The sequence below is a fragment of the Halomonas sp. 18071143 genome, assembly GCF_019211725.1.
GTDB lineage: Bacteria > Pseudomonadota > Gammaproteobacteria > Pseudomonadales > Halomonadaceae > Vreelandella > Vreelandella stevensii.
Window position 1 is genome coordinate 2101779 of record NZ_CP078120.1, and the last position, 22681, is coordinate 2124459.

The 22681-nt window shown below is 60.6% G+C and carries 17 protein-coding genes; 4 read left to right on the forward strand and 13 right to left on the reverse strand.

The window, feature by feature from the left end; all coding sequences use genetic code 11:
• Position 1 precedes the first annotated feature (1 nt).
• The 4 genes from KVY02_RS09835 to KVY02_RS09850 form a co-directional block, all read right to left on the reverse strand.
• The gene (locus KVY02_RS09835; protein WP_081192927.1) at positions 2-817 is read right to left on the reverse strand and encodes a Na(+)-translocating NADH-quinone reductase subunit C; all 816 of its coding nucleotides are present in this window, start codon (positions 815-817) and stop codon (positions 2-4) included.
• The gene (locus tag KVY02_RS09840; protein ID WP_081192925.1) at positions 817-2043 is read right to left on the reverse strand and encodes an NADH:ubiquinone reductase (Na(+)-transporting) subunit B; all 1227 of its coding nucleotides are present in this window, start codon (positions 2041-2043) and stop codon (positions 817-819) included. The genes KVY02_RS09835 and KVY02_RS09840 overlap by 1 nt, the downstream gene beginning before the upstream one ends.
• Positions 2043-3392 (reverse strand): Na(+)-translocating NADH-quinone reductase subunit A, encoded by a 1350-nt coding sequence (locus tag KVY02_RS09845; protein ID WP_218313449.1) that lies wholly within the window; start codon positions 3390-3392, stop codon positions 2043-2045. The genes KVY02_RS09840 and KVY02_RS09845 overlap by 1 nt, the downstream gene beginning before the upstream one ends.
• Positions 3393-3679: 287 nt before the next feature.
• Positions 3680-5143, reverse strand: a complete 1464-nt coding sequence (locus KVY02_RS09850) for a glyceraldehyde-3-phosphate dehydrogenase (RefSeq protein WP_081138941.1) — start codon at positions 5141-5143, stop codon at positions 3680-3682.
• A 246-nt stretch (positions 5144-5389) separates the two neighbouring features.
• Between KVY02_RS09850 and mfd the strand changes: the two genes are divergently transcribed.
• Together mfd and KVY02_RS09860 are read left to right on the forward strand one after the other, a co-directional pair.
• On the forward strand, positions 5390-8839 hold the full coding sequence (mfd, locus tag KVY02_RS09855) for a transcription-repair coupling factor (RefSeq protein ID WP_218313450.1): 3450 nt from the start codon (positions 5390-5392) through the stop codon (positions 8837-8839).
• A gap of 97 nt (positions 8840-8936) precedes the next feature.
• Positions 8937-10061 (forward strand): L,D-transpeptidase family protein, encoded by a 1125-nt coding sequence (locus tag KVY02_RS09860; RefSeq protein ID WP_218313451.1) that lies wholly within the window; start codon positions 8937-8939, stop codon positions 10059-10061.
• A gap of 180 nt (positions 10062-10241) precedes the next feature.
• On the opposite strand, the gene KVY02_RS09865 is transcribed toward KVY02_RS09860, so the two are convergent.
• The 6 genes from KVY02_RS09865 to KVY02_RS09890 form a co-directional block, all read right to left on the reverse strand.
• Entirely contained in the window at positions 10242-10505 is a 264-nt protein-coding gene (locus tag KVY02_RS09865; RefSeq protein ID WP_096922831.1) for an Lpp/OprI family alanine-zipper lipoprotein, read from the reverse strand.
• Between the two features lie 226 nt (positions 10506-10731).
• Complete coding sequence (locus tag KVY02_RS09870; protein ID WP_081192921.1) at positions 10732-11364, reverse strand: L,D-transpeptidase family protein; 633 nt, start codon at positions 11362-11364, stop codon at positions 10732-10734.
• A 173-nt stretch (positions 11365-11537) separates the two neighbouring features.
• Positions 11538-12002: a hypothetical protein gene (locus KVY02_RS09875; protein ID WP_016914089.1), complete on the reverse strand. Its 465-nt coding sequence runs from the start codon at positions 12000-12002 to the stop codon at positions 11538-11540.
• Between the two features lie 60 nt (positions 12003-12062).
• Positions 12063-12524, reverse strand: coding sequence for a DUF6586 family protein (locus KVY02_RS09880; RefSeq protein ID WP_100731362.1), 462 nt, complete (start codon positions 12522-12524; stop codon positions 12063-12065).
• Complete coding sequence (topA, locus tag KVY02_RS09885; protein ID WP_218313452.1) at positions 12521-15148, reverse strand: type I DNA topoisomerase; 2628 nt, start codon at positions 15146-15148, stop codon at positions 12521-12523. The genes KVY02_RS09880 and topA overlap by 4 nt, the downstream gene beginning before the upstream one ends.
• Before the next feature lie 324 nt (positions 15149-15472).
• Entirely contained in the window at positions 15473-17881 is a 2409-nt protein-coding gene (locus KVY02_RS09890) for a DUF3141 domain-containing protein (protein ID WP_081139025.1), read from the reverse strand.
• A 249-nt stretch (positions 17882-18130) separates the two neighbouring features.
• Here KVY02_RS09890 and KVY02_RS09895 point away from each other — a divergent pair, with 249 nt between their 5' ends.
• Both KVY02_RS09895 and lipA read left to right on the forward strand, forming a co-directional pair.
• Positions 18131-19129 carry a LysR family transcriptional regulator gene (locus tag KVY02_RS09895; RefSeq protein WP_039179984.1) on the forward strand — a complete coding sequence of 333 codons (999 nt, stop codon included), beginning with the start codon at positions 18131-18133 and terminating at the stop codon, positions 19127-19129.
• Positions 19130-19214: 85 nt separating this feature from the next.
• Positions 19215-20267 carry a lipoyl synthase gene (lipA, locus tag KVY02_RS09900; RefSeq protein WP_081138933.1) on the forward strand — a complete coding sequence of 351 codons (1053 nt, stop codon included), beginning with the start codon at positions 19215-19217 and terminating at the stop codon, positions 20265-20267.
• 72 nt (positions 20268-20339) lie between these two features.
• Here the strand turns inward: lipA and lipB are convergent, their stop codons facing one another.
• The 3 genes from lipB to KVY02_RS09915 all read right to left on the reverse strand — a co-directional run bounded on the left by lipB (position 20340) and on the right by KVY02_RS09915 (position 22643).
• Positions 20340-20990 carry a lipoyl(octanoyl) transferase LipB gene (lipB, locus tag KVY02_RS09905; RefSeq protein WP_081192915.1) on the reverse strand — a complete coding sequence of 217 codons (651 nt, stop codon included), beginning with the start codon at positions 20988-20990 and terminating at the stop codon, positions 20340-20342.
• A 1-nt stretch (position 20991) separates the two neighbouring features.
• Entirely contained in the window at positions 20992-21306 is a 315-nt protein-coding gene (locus tag KVY02_RS09910; protein WP_218313453.1) for an HP0495 family protein, read from the reverse strand.
• Positions 21307-21437: 131 nt separating this feature from the next.
• Positions 21438-22643, reverse strand: a complete 1206-nt coding sequence (locus KVY02_RS09915) for a D-alanyl-D-alanine carboxypeptidase family protein (RefSeq protein ID WP_100731364.1) — start codon at positions 22641-22643, stop codon at positions 21438-21440.
• Between the last annotated feature and the right edge of the window lie 38 nt (positions 22644-22681).

A 22681-nucleotide genomic window follows, 5' to 3' on the forward strand; every position in this document is an offset into this window, starting at 1 on the left:
ATCAAGCTCCTTCCGCTTCGAGTTCGACGTCAGCGTCCTGAACGTCTTCCTGGTCAACGCCGCTGCGGAACTTGGCCAGGTATTCACCGAAGCCTTCCGGGCTCAGCCAGAACTGCAGCATGTTGTTAACACCGTTAGCGGTCAGGGTGGCACCCGACAGGCCGTCGACTTCATGGTCACCGCTACCACTACCCTTCACGACACGGATAGCCGGTACCATATCACCCTCTTCGTCGAAGATCTGCTTGCCTTCCCACTGAGCCTGCCAACGGGGGTTGTTGACCTCGGCACCCAGCCCTGGCGTTTCACTGTGCTCGAAGTAGGTGATACCGACGATGGTATTACCGTCACCTTCGACCGACAGGAAGCCGCGCATCAGGCCCCACAGGCCCTGGCCACGGATGGGCAGAATGATCTGCTCGGGGCTGTCCGGGTCGCCCACCAGGTAAACGGTGGCGTAATTTTCGACCCGCGACAAGCCTGCCGGGTCACGCTGACCTGACAGAGTGCGCGAGGCCGCCGGATCACGACGAGCTTCGAAGCCGTCGAAGGTCTCGGGATCGTGCTGATCCGAGTACTCGCCCGTTTCGAGGTTGACCACGCGTGGTGTTACTTCACGGAAAGCGGCTTCGACGTCCATGCCCCTTTCGTAAAGATTGGCAACGCGCAGGATATTGGTCTTACGGTCGAGTTCCTGATTGAGCTGCTGCGCAGGGCGCAGTGCCACGGCCGCCGTCGAAACGATGACCGAGCACACGATGCACAGCGAAAACGCTACGATCAGTACTTTCTTGATGGAGTTGTTACCTTGTGCCATTAGGCAGTCTCCTCGGCCGGTGTGCCAGTACGCTTGAGACGGCGCTTGACATTGGCCTGGACGAACATGTGGTCAATCAGCGGTGCGAACAGGTTGGCAAACAGGATGGCCAGCATGATGCCTTCCGGGAATGCCGGGTTCACCACGCGGATCAGCACCGTCATCACACCGATTAGCGCGCCAAACACCAAACGCCCCTGGTTGGTCATGGAAGCAGACACAGGGTCCGTTGCCATAAACACCATACCAAACGCGAAGCCGCCAATCACAAGGTGCCAGTACCACGGCATGGCGAACATCGGGTTAGTCTCGGAGCCAATCAGGTTGAACAGTGTGCTGGTCACTACCATACCCAGGAACACCCCAAGCATGATTCGCCACGATGCAACACCGGTCCACAGTAATACCGCACCACCGATAAAGATGGCCAGCGCCGAGACCTCACCTACCGAGCCGGGCATAAAGCCCAGGAATGCGTCCCACCAGCTAAGGGAGTTGGTCAATGCCGTCATACCGTCCTGGAAGGCCACAGAAAGCGCGGTGGCTCCCGAGTAGCCATCGGCGGCCACCCATACTGCGTCGCCGGAAATCTGCGCCGGGTAAGCAAAGTAGAGGAAGGCACGACCAGTCAACGCGGGGTTCAGGAAGTTCTTGCCAGTACCGCCGAAGATTTCCTTGCCGATCACCACACCGAAGGTGATACCCAGGGCCACCTGCCAGAGCGGGATGGTCGCCGGGAGGATCAGTGCGAACAGTACGGAAGTGACGAAGAAGCCTTCGTTGACTTCGTGGCCACGCTTGACCGCGAACAGGACTTCCCAGAAACCGCCGACCGCGAAGGTCACCAGATAGATGGGCAGGAAGTAGGTGGCACCGAGGACAAAGTTGGCCCACAGACTACCCGGATCATGGCCACCCGCCAGGGTCATCATGATCGCTTCGCGCCAGCCGCCCATGGAAGCATAGCCTGCTTCGATGGCGGTATTGGCTTGCCAGCCAGCGCTCCACATACCGAAGAACATGGCCGGGAAAGTACACATCCACACGGTGATCATGATGCGTTTCAGGTCGACGCCGTCACGAACGTGGGCAGTGGTCTTGGCGACACTCGGGGGGGTGTAGAAGATGGTGTCTACCGCTTCGTACAGCGGATAGAACTTCTCGTACTTGCCACCCTTGTGGAAATGCGGCTCGAGATTATCGAGTGTTTGTCGAATACCCATCATCAGGCCTCTTTCTCGATCATGGTGAGATTGTCACGCAGGATGGGGCCGTACTCGTATTTGCCGGGGCAAACATAGGTACACAGCGCCAGGTCCTCTTCGTCCAGCTCCAGACACCCGAGCTGCATGGCAACCTCAATGTCGCCCACAATCAGCGAACGCAGCAGCTGCGTCGGCATGATATCCAACGGCATGACGCGCTCGTAGTTGCCCACCGGCACCATGGCACGCTCGGAGCCATTGGTGGAAGTGGTCGGCGCGTAGTTGCTCAGGCCTTTGAACCTGGACAGATAGATGCCCATGATGGAGTGACGGTTCGCACCCAGCGAGAGCCATCCCATGAAGGTGCGCTTGTTACCCTCTTCCAACAAGCTGATCTGATTATGGAAGCGACCCAGATAAGTGATATTGCCCTCGGCGGCAAAGCCTGAAAATACCGAACCGGAGATGACGCGAGTGTCCTCGGGCTGAATCACTTCGCCTGCCAGGAGTTCCTGGGTACTGGCGCCCACACGGGTGCGCAGCAGACGAGGTTTCTCAGCGCGTGGGCCGCCCACCGCGACGATGCGGGAGACGTCCAGCTTGCCTTCCACGAACAGTTTGCCGAACGCGATCACGTCCTGATAACCGATGTGCCACACTTTCTTGTGCAGCGCGACAGGCGACAGGTAGTGAATGTGCGTGCCGACCAGACCCGCAGGGTGCGGCCCGGCAAAGCTTTCGGTCTTGACGCCGCTGACATCGCTACCGGGCAGTGATGCGTTGGCACCCGTGCACAGAAAAACGTTGCCCTCGGTCAGGCGGGTTAGCACCTTGAGGCCGTCTTCGAATGCCTGGGAGTTCTCATTGATGATGAGTGCCGGGTCAGCGCTGAGCGGATGGGTATCCACGGCGGTGACAAAGATATCGGCAGGAACGCTGTCGATGGCAGGCGTGCGCGAGAAGGGACGGGTGCGCAAGGCAGTCCAGAGACCCGACTCGACCAGTTGGTCGACAACGGTCTGACGATCCAACTGTCCTAAAGTGCCACGATCATGGGAAGCGAATGTCATCGCTTCTTCATTTTCGTCGACTTTAATGACCACAGACAGCAAACGACGTTTTTCGCCACGGTTGATAGCGACTACTTCACCAGCGGCGGGTGCGGTGAAGCGCACGCCGTCGACTTTCTTGTCGGTGAAGAGCAGCTGGCCTAGTTTGACCTTATCCCCTGCCTGAACTTCCATCGTTGGCTTCATGCCAACGTAGTCGGTGCCCAGGATTGCCACATGGCGCACAAGCTGCGCATCTTCAACACGCTGCTCAGGCGCTCCCGTGATGGGGAGATCCAGGCCTTTTTTGACTTCGATCATAGTCTCGCCCAGTTGATGGATCGGATATACGAAGGTAAGGGGTTCGATTGCTTAATTTCTGCTCAGCGAATTCTTGTTTTCTGTTCAGATTGTTACCAGTCCGGCCCAAGCAAGCTTGAACCACCCCGAAAAAATCCATCGTATTATAAAGATAAGCGCGGCCAATGACCACATCCCTGACCGCCTCCGAAAGTGCTATATACAAAAACGCCACCCGAAGGTGGCGCTTGAAAGGCATGGTGTTTCATCTAATAATGCTGCATTAGTCGAACACCCTCCCCGATCGCTCAGCTGGCCTGACGCGGCAGTTTCAGGAACTGCACGTTGGACATGTGCTGAAGAATGCGGATGACCTGGCAGCTGTAGCCGAATTCGTTGTCGTACCAAACGTAGACCACGGCATGGGTGCCGTTGGCGATGGTCGCCTTGGCGTCCACGATACCGGCATGACGGTTGCCGACGAAATCCGACGAGACCACCTCCGCAGAGTCGACGAAGTCGATCTGCTTCTGATAGGACGAATCGATGGACATACGACGCAGGTAGTCGTTAAGCGCCACCGCATCGGTGCCCTTCTCCAGGGTCAGGTTCAGAATTGCCATGGAGACGTTGGGCGTGGGCACACGGATGGCGTTGCCGGTCAGTTTGCCTTCCAGCTCGGGCAGCGCCTTGGCGACGGCCTTGGCTGCACCGGTCTCGGTCAATACCATGTTCAGGGCAGCGCTGCGTCCGCGACGGTCACCCTTGTGGTAGTTGTCGATCAGGTTCTGGTCATTGGTGTAGGCATGCACGGTTTCCACATGGCCGGTCACCACACCGAACTCATCGTTGAGCACTTTCAGCACCGGCACGATGGCGTTGGTAGTGCACGACGCCGCCGATACGATGCGGTCGCTTTCGCCGATGGTTTCGTGGTTGATGCCAAACACGACGTTCTTGATATCGCCTTTGCCCGGCGCCGTGAGCAGCGCCTTGGCTGCGCCCTTGCACTCCAGGTGCTGGCCCAGGCCCGCTTCGTCACGCCAGATACCGGTGTTGTCCACCACCACGGCGTTATGGATACCGTAAGCGGTATAGTCGATCTCGCTGGGCGAATCGGCGTAGATCACCTGAACCACGTTACCGTTGATGGTCAGCGTACGCGCTTCGGCGTCTACCGTGATGGTGCCATCGAAGGGCCCATGGACAGAATCACGACGCAGCAGGCTGGCGCGCTTCTCGAGGTCCTTGCCCACGTCGCCACGGCCACGCACCACGATGGCACGCAAACGCAACAGGTTGCCGCCACCGGCTTTTTCGACCATGATACGGGCCAGCAGGCGACCGATACGGCCAAACCCGTAAAGCACCACGTCCTGGGGCTCGCCGGTACTGGCACCGGGCTGGTAGCCATCGATGATATCGCTCAGCTCACCGCGCAGGAAGGCGTTCAGATCACCGCCGCCCTGGCGCTTGAACATCACCGCCAGCTTGCCTACATCGACGTGGGCCGGCCCCAGGTTCATCTCGCTCATGGCCTCGACGATTGGGAAGGTATCTTCCACGGACAGCTCGGTGCCCTCGATCTTGCGCACGAAACGATGGTCTTTAAGAATCCGAATCACCGACCGCTTGATCAGAGAACGTCCGAACATGGTGGCGACAACATTGTTCTGGCGATACAACTTCCCGACCAGCGGGATCATTTGCTCAGCCAGAGCTTCGTTGTTCTGCCAATCCTGGAAAACGTTGTCGAGAGTTTGCTGACTCACGGGCGGCCTCATTGGTAGTAAAGGGGGATTTTCAGGGGGCATTATCCGAAGCCAGCAGCGTGGCTGCAATGAATGGATAGTCGCACAGGATGTAGGGGTATTACAGAAATAGGGCATTGACTACAAACACCCATGATGCAACGCGCGATGACGACCCCGCCCGGCCCACGGGCCAAAAGGCGCTGCGTAAAAGTGTCGTTCGTGTATGATTCTGGTTCCGTTCCAGCGCAAAACGAAGCCGACTCCATGACCTCTTTTTCTCTGCTCGAACCGCCTCAGCCGCAAGGGATACGCGATACGCTCTACCTGAAAGCGCCGCCGGGCAGCGCCACCGCGCTGGCACTGGCCCAGGTAGCCACCAAAGCCCTGTTACTGGTGATCACCCCCAATACTGCCAGCGCTCAACGCCTGGAGCAGGACCTGGCTTTTTACAGCAGCGTGCCGGTCCTGCCGCTCCCCGACTGGGAAACGCTGCCTTACGACAGTTTTTCACCGCACCAGGATATTATCTCCGCCCGCCTGCGCACGCTGAGGCAGCTACAGGACGGCGCCCGCGGCATCGTGCTGGTGCCCATCAATACACTGATGCAGCGTCTGCCACCGGTGTCCTACATTGCAGGCCGCGTCATGACCTTGCAGTCCGGCGCCAGGCTCGACCGGGAGAGCTTCCGCGAATCGCTTTCACGGGCGGGCTATCGCGCGGTGGAAACGGTCTACGAGCCGGGCGAATACGCCATGCGCGGGGCCATCATCGACCTGTTCGCCATGGGCATAGACGAGCCGATTCGTATCGACCTGTTCGATGACGAGATCGACACCCTGCGCCACTTCGACCCGGGCAGCCAGCGCTCTACCGGCAAAATCGACGGCATCGAACTGCTGCCCGCCCACGAGTACTCGCTGAGCCGCAGCGCCATTGCCTGCTTCCGCGAGCAGTTCGAGACCCTGTTCGACGTCGACCCGCGCCAGTGCCCACTCTACAACGACGCCCTGAAGGCCATTCCTTCACCGGGACTGGAGCAGTACCTGCCGCTGTTCTTCGACGAAACCGCCTCGCTGTTCGACCACGTGACAGACGACACTCGGATCGCCCTGCTGCCGGGCGTCTTCGCTGCCGCCGAACAGCACTGGCAGGCCATCGAAGCGCGCTACGTCAATCTGGGCGTCGACCCGACACGCCCCCTACTGCCGCCCCATCGTGCGTTCTTTCCGGTCAGCGACGTGTTTGCCGCCATCAAGGCACGGCCCAGAGTGGAGTTCACCGAGGACGAGCAGCAGCGCCATGCGCTGGCACCCCAGGCCCGTGCCCTGCCCTCGCTGGCCATCAATGCGCGAGCCAAACAGCCGCTGGCCGAGCTGGCAAGCTTCATGGCGGCGCAACCCGGTACGCGCCTGCTGTTCGTGGCGGAATCTCGTGGTCGCCGAGAAGCACTGGAGGAAGTGCTGGCGCCGCTCAAGCTCTCGCTACCCCACGTGGAGAACTTCCACGCCTTCCTGAAAGGTGACCAGCCGCTGGCCATCACCGAAAGCCTGGTGGCCAGCGGCCTGTGGCTGGAAACGCCCGACCTGGCGGTGATCAGCGAAACCGAGCTGTTCGGCGACGTAGTACGACAGAGCCGCCGCCGCGAGAAAGCCACCGATGACAACGAACTGGCCGTGCGTCATCTGTCGGAACTCCGCGAGGGGGCGCCGGTGGTCCACCAGGCCCACGGGGTGGGCCGCTATCTGGGCCTGGAAACCCTGGAAGCCGGGGGCCAGGCCAACGAGTTTCTGGCGCTCTCCTATGCCGATGGCGCCAAGCTGTACGTGCCGGTGGACAGCCTGCACCTGATTTCTCGCTATAGCGGTGCCGACGACGAGCTGGCACCGCTGCACAAACTGGGCTCCGACCAATGGGAGAAGGCCCGCCGCAAGGCCGCCGAGAAGATTCGCGATACCGCCGCCGAACTGCTCGACATTTACGCCCGGCGCGAGGCCCAGCAAGGGGTGGTCTACGAAGCCCCCGGCGAGGAGTACGCGCGCTTCGCGGCCAGCTTCCCCTTCGAGGAGACTCCCGACCAACAGGCCGCCATCGAAGCGGTGATCAGCGACATGGTATCGCCCCAGCCCATGGACCGCGTGGTGTGCGGCGACGTGGGCTTCGGCAAGACCGAAGTCGCCATGCGCGCAGCGTTCCTGGCCGTTCAGTCGGGCAGGCAGGTGGTGGTCCTGGTGCCCACTACCCTGCTGGCACGCCAGCATTTCGAAAACTTCCGTGACCGCTTTGCCGACACGGCGGTGAACATCAGCCTGATCTCGCGCTTTACCGGCGGCAAAGAGATGACCCAGACCCTGGAGAGCATCAAGAGCGGGCAGACCGATATCGTCATCGGCACCCACAAGCTGCTGTCCAAGAGCGTCGAGCTGCCCAAAATGGGGCTACTGATCATCGATGAGGAGCACCGTTTTGGCGTCGCCCAGAAGGAGAAGCTCAAGACCCTGCGGGCCGAGATCGACATTCTCACGCTGACCGCCACGCCCATCCCGAGAACGCTGAACATGGCGATGAGCGGCATTCGCGACCTCTCCATCATCGCGACGCCACCCGCCCGGCGCCTATCGGTCAAAACCTTCGTCCAGCAGCGCGACGACAGCGTGATCAAGGAGGCCCTGCTGCGGGAAATTCTGCGCGGCGGCCAGGTCTACTTCCTGCACAACGAAGTCAAGACCATCGAAAACGCCGCCGAACAGATTCGCGAGCTGGTGCCGGAAGCGCGAGTGGCGGTGGCCCACGGCCAGCTGCCAGAGCGTAGCCTGGAACGCGTGATGTCCGACTTTTATCATCGGCGCTTCAACGTGCTGGTGTGTTCGACCATCATCGAAACCGGCATCGACGTGCCGAGCGCCAACACCATTCTGATCGAGCGTGCCGACAAGTTCGGCCTGGCCCAGCTGCACCAGCTGCGGGGGCGCGTGGGCCGCAGCCACCACCAGGCCTACGCCTATCTGCTCACGCCTTCGCCGAAGGCAATGACCCGGGATGCCGTCAAACGCCTGGAAGCCATCAGCGCCTCCGACGACCTGGGCGCGGGCTTTACCCTGGCCAGCCACGACATGGAAATTCGCGGTGCCGGGGAGCTGCTGGGCGACGAGCAGAGCGGCCAGATGGAAACCATCGGCTACTCACTCTATATGGAGATGCTCGACCGCGCCGTGAAGGCCATTCGGGCAGGCAAGACGCCCAACATCGACGCCCCCTTCAACACCGGCGTGGAAATCAGCCTCAACTTACCCGCGCTGATCCCCGACGACTATCTGCACGACGTGCAGCAGCGCCTGGTGATGTACAAGCGTATTGCCAATACCCAATCGGATGGTGAACTCAAAGAGCTGCAGGTGGAGCTGATCGACCGTTTCGGCCTGCTGCCCCAGCCGTTGAAGAACCTGATTCGCCAGACGCGGCTGCGCCAGCGCGCCGAACAGCTCGGTATTGCTCGCATCGAGGCCGGTGAATCCCGGGGTCGAGTGCTGTTCGACGGCTCTACCCAGGTCGACCCATTGACCCTGGTGACGCTGATCCAGACCTCCCCGCAGCACTACCGCCTGGACGGCTCCGATACCTTACGATTTGAATTTACGATGGAAACCGCCGAACAACGCTTTGAGAAGGTTGAAACACTGTTAAACACCCTTAATCAAAAAGTAGCGAAGGCGTGAACCTTGGGGCAAACTTGTCATTAAGCAGACAACCCTGCCAACGCATGGCCAACCACCGCCAGGCGTCTCTGCAGTGCATACTTGATTAGGAATGACCATGAAGACTCGCAAGATCATCAACCGTTGGGGCCCCACCAGTCTGGCGGTCCTGCTGGCCGCCAGCTTGACCGGCCCTGCTTATGCCCAGCCTGCTTCAGAGCAGGCTGCGGTCAGCAGTGAAGCCACTGCCGGTGCCGAACAGGTCGCCGAGGCACGCCAGGAACTGCCACGCGGGCATTTTCGCCTGCCCGAGCAGGGTGACATCATCGGTGAGTACTACACGGTAACGGTGGACAACCCCGAAGAGACCCTGATCGACATCGCTCGTCGCCACAACATCGGCTACGAAGAGATCCGCATGGCGAACCCTGGCGTCAGCATGTGGGTACCTGGCGAAGGCACGGAAATCGTCATTCCGGCCCAATACATCCTACCCCCCGCACCGCGTGAAGGGGTGGTGGTGAACCTGTCGGAACTGCGCCTGTACTACTACCCGGCCAACAACCCCGGCATCGTCGAGACCTACCCGGTCAGCGTCGGTCGTGACGGTTTCGCCACCCCGGTCGGCATTACCCGCACCACCGTCAAGGTCAAGGACCCCGCCTGGGCACCGCCCGCCTCCATGCGCCGTGAAGCCGCCGAGCGTGGCGAGCCTGCCCCGGCCATCGTACCGCCAGGCCCTGACAACCCGCTGGGCCGCCACGCGATCCTGCTGGCCATGCCGAGCTACCTGATTCACGGCACCAACCGTCCTGACGGCGTCGGCATGCGCGCCAGCCGCGGCTGTATCCGCATGTACCCCGAAGATATCGAGTCGCTCTACGAGCGCCTGCCCAGCGGCACTCAGGTCAACCTGATGGATGCTCCCTTCAAGGCAGGCTGGGCGGCTGACGGCACGCTGTTCGTGCAGTCTTACCCGCAGCTGGAAGAGAACGTCGAAGGCTCTGAGCCCCTGCGCGACGCCATGGAGCGCCTGAACGCCCTGGTGGAAGACCAGGTGGATATCGACGAAGCCCAGATCCAGCGCGCCATCGCCGAGCCTGACGGCCGTTTTGTCGCGCTTCACGGCCCGCAAGCCGCCGTTGAAGAACAGCCCCAGCCTGAAGCGCAGCAGCCGCAGCTGGAAGGCATTCTAGGCGACATCGAGCTGTCTACCGTAGTTCGTATCGAAGGCGACGCTTAATGCCTTCCAGGGCCGCCTCTGGCGGCCCTGGCATCTTCCGCCAAGCTCGCTCGACGATTGGCGACAGGAATGAAAGCAAAACCTGAATAAACGCCAAAAAAAACCCCGCCAGTTGGCGGGGTTTTTTCACATCTAACAGCAGCCGTTGGGTTCTTGACGAACCTGACGGCCCAGGCAGAATTACTTCTGCATGGAACGCTGGAACATGCGGTTCATTTCTTCACGGTTCTGCTCAGACATCTGCAGGGCAGCTTGCGCGTCGCGCTGAGCCTGGTTTGCAGTGTTCAGAGCCTGTGAAGCCATGCTGCGAGCTTCTGCAGCGTCAGCCTGTGCAGATTCAGCAGTCAAGCGAACTTCTTCCAGAGCGCTGGTAGAAGCACAGCCAGCCAGGATTGCCAGAGAAGCGGCAGCGGCGGTCATTTTCAGAGCAGTCTTAAGAGTCATGATGTTCTCCTTGAGTCTTCCTTGGGTACTACGTTTAAGGGTATGACAAAAAATAAAGCTAAATTATTAGCTTAGATTTGTCTACCTGCGATGCAGGTTCTTTTCACCGACTTGTACCAGGGCTTACCCGTGGGGTACGCAAGTCAAACGCTGTTTTATAATAGACCACAGCGGTTGTCTATAGTCGCGTGTCCAAAAACCTGGAACTTCCTTCAACAACATAAGCCTAGCGGATCACCACGCGTGTGCCAACTCCTACTAGCTCGGCAACCCGCTCGATTTGCTCATTGGTCACTGCCACACACCCTTGGGTCCAGTGGAAGTTGCCATGGATATCGGGGTCTCCTCGGCCAATGCCGTGAATCCCAATGGCTCCCCCCAGCGCGGTATCCTGCGGTGGGGAGCCGTAACGGCGATAGTGGTCGAAATAGGCCTCGTAGTCCGCCTGGGAGTAGATGCCTTTTTCGAGCGCCATGCGCGCGTGAGGTGGCGTAGGATAATCGATACCAATGAAGATATGCCACTGGCTTTCGAAATTAAATCGATTAATTCTAAACTCACCCAGCGGCGTCACGTTACCGCCGCGTATACGGTGGGTCCTGGCGCCGCCACGGCCGAGCGATACCGGCGCAAATCGCTCTACCAGGGCATGGCCGCGAAACACGCTAAGCGTCGCTTCCTTGTCGTCTACCAGCACCCACACCTCGTTGCTGTGACGGGGCACGTCTGCTCTGGCCAGCAAGGTGGCGACCAGATCGGTAGACTCGTAATCAGGCAGGGCACTGGTAGCCGCTGCACTGGCCACTACAGGCCAGCCCAGTGCCAGCGCCAAAAATCGGCGACGGTTTACAGGCATCATTGTTGCTCTCGAAAATGGGTCAGCGCGAAAGGCAAGGCACGGCTGGCCAATAACGCATGGATGGGTACTGTTATACCCTATTCATGCGGCTTTTGTCAGCGTATCGACTCTTCAATAAACGCCCAAAATGCCTGCTATCTCAACCGCCAACTGTGCTTCAACGTAACACCCTGTCAGACGCCTTCCAGCTCCTGCAGGCTGGCCACCAGCTTGCGCGCTTCGGCGGCATGCCCCTGGGCCAGGGTCGTGAAGAACGTCTCTTCTGGCGCCACCTTGGCCCGCGATGCACGATGTTCATAGAGACGCTGAAGCTGATGATGTGACTCCACCGCCGTGGCGGTCAGCTCGTCCAGCGATCCGGCCACGTCCTGCTCGGCCAGCGCCTCCAGCAGCGGAGGCTGAGGGAAGTCACCCGATTCGTCGAACCATAGCTCCAGCACTTCACGCTGATCCGACCCATCATGAAACAGCGCTTCGAGCCCAGACTTCATGGTCAACTCGCTGCTGGCGAGGTAGTTGAGCGCCATGGCAAGACGCTCGTGCTCGGCGGCATCGGCCGCGGCACTGTACTGGCGCGCCATGCGCGCGTGGTAACCGGCGGCCCACTCCATGAGATCCTTCACCTGGTTGTATCGCATCCTTGCCTCCTGTTGAGTAACGTACTCCATAGCATGGTCATGATCGGCCATTTTTCAAGCCTACCACTCGACGCTGGTCTCCCTGAGCATGGCGATTTCACGCTTCGCCGCTTGCAAATGCTCTAGCAACTGCTCACCCAGCGACGCCTGGGCACCTACCGCAATCATGGCCGGGTTATGCACCTGACGACGGGCTGCGCCCTCGTCGCCATGCAGTTTTTCGAGCTGACCAACCAGCCATGCCAGCCAGCTATCCGAGCGTTGCAGCTCGTCGCGCAAGCGCTGCAGCTCGGCCAGCGCAGGGCCGTCGCTGGCCAGCAGGCGCTGCCAGTCATGGCTTGGCAGACGAGCGTGCTCGGTAACCTCTTTCAGCAGCGACGCCAGCGCCAGCTCGAACAGCGCCAGCGCGCCCTCCTCCAGCGCCCCCTGACGGGCGGGGGCATGCTCATCGTCGCCCACCGGAAGCCCAACCATCAGCTCGGCTTGATAAAGGAGCTGGTTAGTACGCGAACGGGCACTCACTTGCGCTTGTCCTCCACGTGCCATTTACCGCCTTCGTAGGTGGCTTTCCAGCCCGTGGCCTTGCCCTCTTCGTCGGTCATCACGTACTGCTCTTTATTCTTGCGCGAATAGCGAATCTGCGCCGGACGGCCATCCGGGTCTTCGCTGGGCGCCTTGAGCAGGAAGTGGTACTTCTCGGGCAGCTCATCGGCATGGGCCTTCAGCTCTTGCACCAGCGGCGGGCGAGTTTCACGGTTCTTGGGGAACTTGCTGGCCGCCAGGAACAGGCCACTAGCGCCATCACGCAGTACGTAATGGTCTTCCACCTTCTGACAGGCCAGCTCCGGCATGGGAATCGGGTCCATCTTGGGCGGTGCCACTTCGCCACTGCGCAGCAGCTTGCGGGTGTTCTTGCACTCGCTGTTGGTACATCCGAAATACTTGCCGAAGCGCCCGGACTTGAGCTGCATGTCCGAACCACACTTGTCGCATTCGATCAATGGGCCGTCATAGCCCTTGATCTTGAATTTACCGCTCTCGACTTCGTAGCCATCGCAATCCGGGCTGTTGCCGCAGATATGCAGCTTGCGGGTTTCGTCGATCAGGTAGTTGTCCATGGCCGTGCCACACTTCGGGCAGCGGCGCTTGGCGCGTAGCGCATCGGTTTCTGCCTCTTCACCGGCATCTTCAGCCACGGCTTCTTCACCGGGAATGAGATCGATGGTGGTCTTGCAACGCTCCTTGGGCGGCAGGTTGTAGCCACTGCACCCCAGGAACACACCAGTGGAAGCGGTTCGAATCTGCATCTGACGGCCACAGCTGGGGCAGTCGATGTTGGTCGGTACCGGCTGGTTGGGGCGCATTCCCTCGTCGCTCTCGGCCTTGGCCAGCTCATGACGAAACTCTTCGTAGAAGGCATCCAGCAGCGCCCGCCAGTTGCGCTCACCCTCGGCGACTTCGTCCAGGCTGTCTTCCATCCGCGCCGTGAAGGAGTAATCCATCAGGTCCGGGAACGACTCCTTGAGGCGCTCGGTGACGATATCGCCCAGCTTTTCGGCATAGAAGCGGCGGTTTTCCAGCTTCACATAACCCCGATCCTGAATCGTGGAGATGATCGAGGCATAGGTAGAAGGTCGCCCGATGCCCTGCTTCTCCAGCTCCTTGACCAGGCTGGCTTCGGTGTAACGCGCAGGCGGCTTGGTGAAGTGCTGCTGAGGGTCGAGCACTTCAAGTCTCATGGGCGTGCCGGTGGGCAGGTCGGGGAGGATCTGATCCTCGTTCTTGCCGGTCGGCTTCATCACCCGGGTGTAACCATCGAACTTGAGCACGCGCCCTTTGGCACGCAGTTCGTAGCCATCGACTTCGACATTGAGGGTGCTGGAAAGATATTCCGCCGGGGTCATCTGGCACGCCACGAACTGCCGCCAGATCAGCTCATACAGGCGCTCGGCGTCACGCTCCATGCCCACCAGATCCGTGGACTTGCGCTCCACGCTGGAGGGGCGAATCGCCTCGTGGGCTTCCTGTGCGCTCTCTTTGCTGCTGTAGCGGTTGGGCGCTTCGGGCAGGTAGCGCTCCCCATACTCATCACCAATAAACGAACGCACGCTCTCGACCGCATCCTTGGACAAATTGGTCGAGTCGGTACGCATATAAGTGATGTAGCCAGCTTCGTAGAGCCGCTGGGCCATGGTCATGGTCTTCTTGACCGAGAACCCTAGCCGCCCGCTGGCAGCCTGCTGCAGCGTCGAGGTAATGAAGGGAGCGGTAGGCTTGGAGCGTGTCGGTTTGTCTTCGCGAGACGTGATCGACAGTTTGGCTTTGCGCAGCTTGGCAATTCGCTCCAGGGTCTCTTTTTCCGAGGTGGGGCGGAAGGCCTGACCATCCTGCCGCGCCAAAGCAAAACGCACCAGCTCGCCCTCCGGCGAGACCAGATCCGCATGCACGTCCCAGAACTCTTCGGGAATGAAGGCGCGAATTTCCCGCTCACGTTCGACGATCAAACGCACGGCCACCGACTGTACACGGCCGGCAGACAGGCCACGGGCAATCTTGGCCCACAGCAGCGGCGAGAGCATGAAGCCCACGACCCGGTCGAGGAAACGGCGCGCCTGCTGGGCTTCCACGCGAGGAATGTTCAGTACGCCGGGGGTCTTGAAGGCATCCTGAATGGCATTCTTGGTGATTTCGTTGAACACCACGCGTTTATAGCGGCTGTCGTCACCACCAATGGTTTCCCGCAGGTGCCAGGCAATGGCCTCCCCCTCGCGGTCCAAATCCGTGGCGAGGTAGACGGCATCGGCTTTTTCGGCCAGCTTCTTCAGCTCGGCAACGACCTTCTCCTTGCCGGGCAAAATGTCATAGTTGGCTGCCCAGCCATTGTCCGGGTCGATGCCCATACGGCGAATCAGCTGGGTGTGGGCCTTGCGCTGCTTGTACTCGGCTTTCTCTTCCGCTGACATCTTGCGCGTAGCCGCGGCCTGGCGAGCGCGCTCCTTTGGGTCGGAGGCCACCTTGCCCGAGCCGCTGGTCGGCAGGTCACGGATGTGACCCACGCTCGACTTCACGATGAAATCGTTGCCGAGATACTTATTAATCGTCTTCGCTTTCGCAGGCGATTCGACGATGACCAGTGACTTGCCCATAGTGCTCCACTTTCCTGATGCCGAGGCGTGATCGCCACGGCGCTAAGTACGTTGTCGCCCCACATTATGCCTTGGCGACCATGAGAAAAATGCGCCTACCCTACCCCAGCCCTTGCCCAAGCGCTAGTAGCAACCTGCATCAGGCTGCACCCCATGGCGAGGCACATCCCGCTCGGGAAGGTGTCGGTATGACGCCTAGCGTTTTTTTATATCGAGTAGCTAGACACTAGACTGCCGCTTGACACTCGGCAACCCAAAGCCACACCCACTAACCAATCGCCCCCGCTAAAAAGCGGGGGCGTGATCGACGGTAGCGCGAGGCGGCTAGCGCTTGCGAGACGTTCCGCGCCGCCCATTGGCTGGCCTGGCCGCTGGCTTTTTAGCCGCCGCTGCAGAAGCGGGTGATGCCGCCGTGGGCTCGGCATCCGTGGTGGTTGCAACCTCGGTGCCAGTGGCGGCCTTGGCCTTGGCCTTGGTCTCAGGCCCGGCCTCAGATTCGGGCTCAGCGCTGGCGGCAGTCGCAGGCAGCGCAGGGCGCGCTTGGCCAAACAGCGCCTTGACCTGCTCGAAACGCTCGGCGGCGTGCTCGGTCAGCTCACCGCTGGCCGAGAACACATGCTCCAGATGCTTGATATGCCCATCGATGGCCACATTGTCCTCACCTTCCAGCAGCACGGGCAGCGTGCTCAGGGCCTGTTCACGATCCAGCTTGAGAATGAAAAACTGCTCGCGCACCATACGCTTGAACTCGCTCAGCGAGCTGCTGGGCTTGAGCTCCGCGCGGGAGGCCCGCAGACGCTTGAAGTTCCGCTCGTCGGTGGCAGGTGCACCGCCCAGTACGTATATGACTGCCCGCATAACGGCTTCGTGCGGGCCTCCCTGGGCGATTTTCTTGCGCAGTTTGTCCTGCTGATGCTGGATGAAGCGACGATGCTCCGGCTCGGCACCCGGACGGCGGCGATGCACATGGGCATCGCCATACAAACCAACGGCCGCCTGCAGCAGTGGCTGGCCATAGATATCCATGAACAGCCGCTCGGTGCTGCTGTCCCTGAAATCGCGCCAGGCATTGAGGCTGGCGACGATCTGGTCCGAGGCCATGGTTTCGAAGGCCTTGAACACGTTGTCCTGCCCTACCGGCTCACGGTGCTTGCGCACGTAATCAGCCATCACCGGCAACGGCACGCTCAGCGGGTTGCGGTCCGACAGCAGCTTGTAGCCCAGCCGAATGGGGTGCATGCGCCGGATCCAGCGCGCGGCTTCTGGCGTCATCACCGCCTGCAACCAGGGCTGCATATAAATCCGATACAGCCCCAGATTGATCTCCGAGATGCGTGCAACGGTGGCGAAACGGCGGTCATCTTCGGGCTTGTGCATGACTTCCCGATCCAACTCCTCGAAGTTGCGCTGATTGAATTCGAGCAGGTAGTCACGCTCGATCAGCTCGGCATCGGCTCGTTCACTGGCATGAGAAATCGTCGTTTCGTAAAGCCCTGGCGGCATCACGTCGATGTAATCCATATTGGCCGTGAATTCGGAGTGTTCCTTGCGGGAAACGCTGCCGGAAACGAAGATCCCCAGATGGCCCGTGGTGTCATGCAGGCAGTAGATGATGGTCTGGTCGTTGGCGATGATGTCCTCTTCGCCTTCGTACAGGTCACGAATCCATCCCAGCGCCTGCGGCGGCGGCGTGATGTCGTCGCCACGGGAGCAGAACACCACCACCGGCGAGCGCACGTTGCGCAGATCGATGCGTCGTCCGTCGCGGGTCACCAGCTGGGCCGTGGAGAGCCGGTTGCCCACGAACAGATTATCGACGATGTACTGGATTTCTTCTCCACCCAGCACCACGTGCCCCCCCCACCAGCGTTCGAACTCAAGATAACGCGAGGTTTCGGTGTCGATATTGGCATACAGGTGGTACTGCTTTTTCCAGTAGGTGTTGGCCGGATTCAGGCGCTCGAAGTTCTGCACCAGCCAGGCGCCATCGAACAGGCCATTGCCCATGTCACTGGTCAGCGCCGTGATCCAGCTACCGCCCACCATGCCGCCGGTATAGCGCATCGGCGCCTTGCCGTGCTCGCCCGCCCAGTAAGAGAGCGGCGCACCGGCAATCAGGATGGGTCCGAACACGTCGGGCTCCAGTGCCGCCGCCATCATGATCTGCCAGCCCGCCTGACAGTTGCCTACCACCATCGGCTTTTCAGTGGTTTCTGGATGCAGCTCGATGACATGACGCAGGAAAGCGATTTCGGCTTCGACCACATCCTCGACCGTTTGGCCGGGCTCGGGAAAGGGCAGAAAGCCAATGAAGTAGCAGGGATGGCCTGCCTTGAGCGCCACGCCCAGTTCGCTGTCGGGCTTGAAGCCGCCGATGCCTGGGCCATGCCCGGCCCGAGGGTCGACCACCACGAACGGGCGCTTGCTGGGGTCGGTGACCGTATCGCCCTTGGGCAATACACGCAGCAGTTCGTAATTGGTCGGGTTGGGCAGCGTCCGTCCGTCCATCAGCCCTTCGGTATCGAACCCCAGCACGTTGGGCTTGGTCTGCTCCATGTGGGCCAGATACTGGTTGCCCCGTTCGCGCATCACATCCCAGTACAGCACGTTGCGCTCGACGCTGTCGCGCCAGTAGCTCAAGGCAGCACGCCCAAACCCGAACGGGTCCATCATGCTCGTCAGCGCGCTGTTGCCCAGAGTGGGGGAAAGCAGGGGATTAGCGAGAAAGTTCATAGAGTCTCCCGTGGGGTTGATGCGGGGCACCAAGCCCGAAGCCTGATGCTGCAATGCAATATAGTTTAGGCCACTCCTTGCCAGACGTCGATCATTACCCATACATGAACCTGTGTAACAACCTATGTATGAACCATCGAGCGACAGCGATTCAAGGCGTTAGCGGGCAAAGGGTGGTAGCATTTCGACATGGACCCACGCGCTTGGGAGTCGCTGACGCTGACCGAGCACGTTTACCTCGAGGTGGTTATGTCATCCCCGTCGCTGCTCAACCGCTTGACGTTTCGCCAACTGCAGGTGTTTCAGGCCGTACATCGCCAGCGCTCGTATTCGCGTGCCGCCGAACAGCTAGGCCTGACTCAACCCGCCGTGAGCGCCCAGATTCGCCAGCTGGAACAGGCGCTGGGGCAGCCGCTGTTTCGCTATGCCGGTAAAACCCTGCATGTACTGCCTGCGGCGGATACGCTGGCGCTCTCCACTCGGGAAATCTTCGGACAGCTCTCGCGCCTGCAGATGCACCTTTCAGATATTAACGGCAAGATCAGCGGCAAGTTGAGCATTGCAGCGGTTTCTTCTGCCCAATACGTGGTGCCCTATCTGCTGTCACGCTTTCGCGCCCGCTACCCCGATGTGCAGCTACGCCTGAAAGTATGCAACCGCAGCCAGGCACTGGAGCGCCTCGCCGACCAGCAGGATGACGTGGTCATCATGGCCATGGTGCCGGAGGACGATGGGCTGGTGGTCATGCCGGTATTGGAAAATGAGCTGGTGGCCGTGGTATGGCCGGAGCATCCGCTGCTCCAACTGGCCAACCCTACCCTCTCGGACTTTGCCCGCCACTATGTATTGATGCGTGAGCCGGGGTCAGGCGTGCGCAGCGCCTTCGAGCAGCTGGCGGTCGATCAGGAAGTCGGGCTGCCCCACCGTATCGAGCTGGGTACCAACGAAGCGATCAAACAAGGCGTGATGGCGCATCTGGGCGTGGCGGTACTGCCGCGCATGGCCATTCAGCTGGAGCTGGAACAGGGGCTGCTGGCCACGCTGGCGCTGCCCCACTTTCCGATCCGCCGCGCCTGGTGCACCGTCTATCGCCGCGACCACTTCCCCACGCCGGTGGCGGAGCTGTTCTTGCGTTTCACCCGCGAACACCTCAGCGAGCTGCGTGCGCATTTCCAGGCGCCCCCCAGCCCCCTCCCCAGCCACGGCGTTTCCTGCTTGCCAGGCCTGAGCGTCGAACAGACCCCGTGATGCGCGACGGTGTCTTGTTGATTGCCAGGTATGTTACATTATCTACTACCTACGTATCAGTTAGCGTGACTCGAGGCTCTCTCCTATGAGCAACACCCCTTCCCAGCGCGTGCCCAGCGGCGAAAAATTCCGCAACGAACACGGCATGACGGTGATCAAGGACGGCATGAAGCAGCGCAAGGCACAGGCCGATGCGCCCGCCCTTGAACGCAAGCCCAAATGGCTGCGCGCCCAGATTCCAGGCGGCGAGCGTTTCGAAGCCGTCAAGAAAAACGTATCGACTCACCGGCTGAGCACGGTGTGCGCCGAATCCCACTGCCCCAACATGGGCGAGTGCTGGAGCAACGGCACCGCGACCATCATGCTGATGGGCTCCGTCTGTACCCGCGCCTGCCGCTTCTGCGCGGTGGACACCGGCAATCCCAAGGGATGGCTGGACAAGGAAGAGCCCGAGAATACCGCCAAGTCCGTCGAGCTGATGGGCCTGCGCTATATCGTGCTGACCTCGGTCGACCGGGATGACCTGGAAGATGGCGGTGCCACGCACTACGCCTCGTGCATTCGCGCCATCAAGGCACGCACCCCCGAGGTCGTGGTGGAGGCTTTGACGCCGGATTTCGACGGTGATCAGGCCGCCATCGAGCGCGTGGTCGACTCCGGCCTGGAAGTGTTTGCCCAGAACGTGGAAACCGTGGAGCGGCTGACCTCCAAGGTACGCGACCCGCGTGCCGGTTACCGCAAGACGCTGGATGTACTGGCCCACGCCAAGCGCCACCGCCCGGACGTGATCACCAAGACCAGCCTGATGCTGGGGCTGGGCGAAACGGAAAAAGAGATTCTGCAGACGTTCGACGACCTGCGCGCCATCGGTGTGGATATCGTCACGCTGGGGCAGTACCTGCGCCCCACCAAGAACCATCTGGCAGTAGAGCGCTATGTCACGCCAGAAGAGTTCGAGCGCTATCGCGTGCTGGGCCTCGAAAAGGGCTTCATGGAGGTTCCCTCCGGCCCGCTGGTGCGTTCGAGCTACCGCGCCGACCGCGTGTTCGAAAAGAACAACCTGGGCCTGGCCGCCCCTGCCGCAGTGCCTGGCCAGGAAACCGACAGCAACCGTATTCCGGCCTTCAACGTCGGCTGATACCCCGCACGACTGTCACCGGCATGCCCTTTCAGCATGCCGGTGAGCCCGTCTTTTGCAGCACTTACTCGATCACGACGCCGAATCCACCAGCGATCGGCCTAGCTGCTCCGCCAGCGCCAGGGCCAGTGCGCCCCCGATATCTGCGCCATCATCTAGCGTCACCAGATCGCCCAAGCGCGTTACCTGCATGCCTGCGTAGCCACAGGGGTTGATGCGCCCAAACGGCGACAGGTCGCCGTCGACGTTCAATGCAACGCCGTGGTAGCTGGCCCCTCGACGAATGCGCAGCCCCAGCGATGCAATCTTGGCCTCCCCCATCACCGTGCGGGTATACACGCCGGGGGCATCCGGCTTGGCCCAGGCATCGACACCAAGGCGGGCCAGCACGTCGATCACCGCATTTTCCAGGGCGCTGACCAGCTCACGCACACCGATCCTGCCACGCCGCACGTCCAGCAACGGGTAAAGCACCACTTGCCCAGGCCCGTGGTAGGTCACCTGACCGCCACGGTCGGTATTGACCACTGGGATATCGCCCGGCATCAGCAAATGTTCGGGTTTGCCCGCCTGCCCTTGGGTGAAGACCGGGTCGTGCTCGACCAGCCAGAACTGGTCGGGCGTATGCTCGTCACGGCAGTCGGTGAGCTCACGCATGGCTTCCCAGACAGGCTGGTAGGGCCGGCGCCCCAGGCGGTGCAGCTCGATGGGTGCGGGGCTCATGTCACACCACCATGTGCACGCGGCCCGTGGCTTTCAGCTCATCGAACAAGCTGGACAGCTGTTGTTCACCGGTAGCCACGATGGTCACCCGTACCGATTGGAAGCGGCCATTGCGACTATCCACCACCTGCAGGGTGGTTTCGTCGAAATCTGGCGCGTGCTTGACGATGACCTGGCATACCCAAGCGGGAAAATCATCCGCCGCATCGCCTACCACCTTGAGCGAGTAGTCGCAGGGAAAAGTGACCTTGGGCGGCTCACTGACCGTGGCGGGCTGGCGCAGGTCACGCAGCGGAGATTTGGTATCTTTTTTCATGAGTTGCCTATCTATGACGAATGCTAAAACGAATGAAACCCTGACGATGACGCCAGAGCTTCTGATTGTGACAGGGAGGCTAAAACACCACAGGCAGGCCATGTTGGCCTGCCCCGCGTGCTCAAGGCTCGTCAGCTTCTGAAGTTGCCGATCAGATTGCTGAAGAAGCGCTGCACCTGATCGAAGAAGCGCTTGAACAGGCCACCCTCTTCCACGTTTTCCAGCGCCACCAACTGGCGCTCGCCGACCATTTCGTCACCCAGGTAGACTTCCAGAGTACCGACTTCGTCGCCAACGGCGACGGGCGCACTCAGGTCGCTATCCAGATTTAGACGCGCGCGCAGCTCTTCGTTGCGGTTGCGCGGTAGCGTCATGAAGACTTCACCATCGACACCCACGCGTAGCTCATTGGTGTCACCACCCCACACCCGCGGCGTGGCCAATACGGCACCGCGCTCATAGAGCTTCATGGTTTCATAGAAGCGGAAGCCGTAGCTGAGCAGCTTCTGGGTTTCCTGGGCGCGAGCTTCTTCGGAGCTGGTGCCCATGACCACGGAGATCAGACGCATATCATCACGCAGCGCAGACGATACCAGGCCGTAACCCGCTTCGGTAGTCCAGCCGGTTTTCAGGCCATCCACTGAAGGATCGCGCCACAGCAAGCGGTTACGATTGGGCTGATCGATGCCGCCAAAGGAGAAGTTACGCTGTGAGTAGATAGCGTAGTGGTCAGGGTAGTCGTTGATGATGTACTGGGACAGAATGGCCATGTCCCGCGCCGTGGAGTAGTGCTGGTCACCCGGCAGCCCTGTGGCGTTCTGGAAATTGGTATTGTGCATGCCCAGCCGCGTGGCATGCTGGTTCATCAGGTCGGCAAAGGGCGCTTCCCCCCCGGCCAGATGCTCGGCCATGGCCACACTGGCATCATTGCCGGACACGATGATGATACCGTGTAGCAGGTCATCCACCGAGACGCGGTCGCCCACCTCGATGAACATCTTGGAGCCACCGGTGCGCCAAGCGTTCTCGCTGATATTGACCATATCGGTCAGGTTGATGGTGCCTCGGTCCAGCTCACGCTCGACCAGATAGGCGGTCATCAGCTTGGTCAAGCTCGCCGGTGGTAGGCGGACATCGGAATTATGCTCCGCGAGAATACGGCCGCTATTGGCATCCATCAAAATCCACGAGCTGGCCGCCAGCTGTGGAGGCGCTGGAATGATGGTCTGGGGTTGCGGCTGGGGAATCACCTGAGCCGTGGCAGGTATTGCCACCACGGTCATCGCGGCAAACAGGCACAGCTTGGCGGTCCGGCGAATCGAAATCAATACACTCATCACACACGTCTCACTTACATTGAATGGCAGCACGGTGG

Excerpts from the sequence above, each read along its gene's own strand:
- lipA (WP_081138933.1), top strand. The coding sequence starts at position 19,215 with ATGAGCAACACCCCTTCCCAGCGCGTGCCCAGCGGCGAAAAATTCCGC.
- KVY02_RS09915 (WP_100731364.1), bottom strand. The coding sequence starts at position 22,643 with ATGAGTGTATTGATTTCGATTCGCCGGACCGCCAAGCTGTGCCTGTTT.
- lipB (WP_081192915.1), bottom strand. The coding sequence starts at position 20,990 with ATGAGCCCCGCACCCATCGAGCTGCACCGCCTGGGGCGCCGGCCCTAC.
- KVY02_RS09895 (WP_039179984.1), top strand. The coding sequence starts at position 18,131 with ATGTCATCCCCGTCGCTGCTCAACCGCTTGACGTTTCGCCAACTGCAG.
- KVY02_RS09865 (WP_096922831.1), bottom strand. The coding sequence starts at position 10,505 with ATGACTCTTAAGACTGCTCTGAAAATGACCGCCGCTGCCGCTTCTCTG.
- KVY02_RS09910 (WP_218313453.1), bottom strand. The coding sequence starts at position 21,306 with ATGAAAAAAGATACCAAATCTCCGCTGCGTGACCTGCGCCAGCCCGCC.
- KVY02_RS09890 (WP_081139025.1), bottom strand. The coding sequence starts at position 17,881 with ATGAACTTTCTCGCTAATCCCCTGCTTTCCCCCACTCTGGGCAACAGC.
- KVY02_RS09860 (WP_218313451.1), top strand. The coding sequence starts at position 8,937 with ATGAAGACTCGCAAGATCATCAACCGTTGGGGCCCCACCAGTCTGGCG.
- KVY02_RS09845 (WP_218313449.1), bottom strand. The coding sequence starts at position 3,392 with ATGATCGAAGTCAAAAAAGGCCTGGATCTCCCCATCACGGGAGCGCCT.
- KVY02_RS09875 (WP_016914089.1), bottom strand. The coding sequence starts at position 12,002 with ATGCGATACAACCAGGTGAAGGATCTCATGGAGTGGGCCGCCGGTTAC.
- KVY02_RS09870 (WP_081192921.1), bottom strand. The coding sequence starts at position 11,364 with ATGATGCCTGTAAACCGTCGCCGATTTTTGGCGCTGGCACTGGGCTGG.
- mfd (WP_218313450.1), top strand. The coding sequence starts at position 5,390 with ATGACCTCTTTTTCTCTGCTCGAACCGCCTCAGCCGCAAGGGATACGC.
- KVY02_RS09840 (WP_081192925.1), bottom strand. The coding sequence starts at position 2,043 with ATGATGGGTATTCGACAAACACTCGATAATCTCGAGCCGCATTTCCAC.
- topA (WP_218313452.1), bottom strand. The coding sequence starts at position 15,148 with ATGGGCAAGTCACTGGTCATCGTCGAATCGCCTGCGAAAGCGAAGACG.
- KVY02_RS09835 (WP_081192927.1), bottom strand. The coding sequence starts at position 817 with ATGGCACAAGGTAACAACTCCATCAAGAAAGTACTGATCGTAGCGTTT.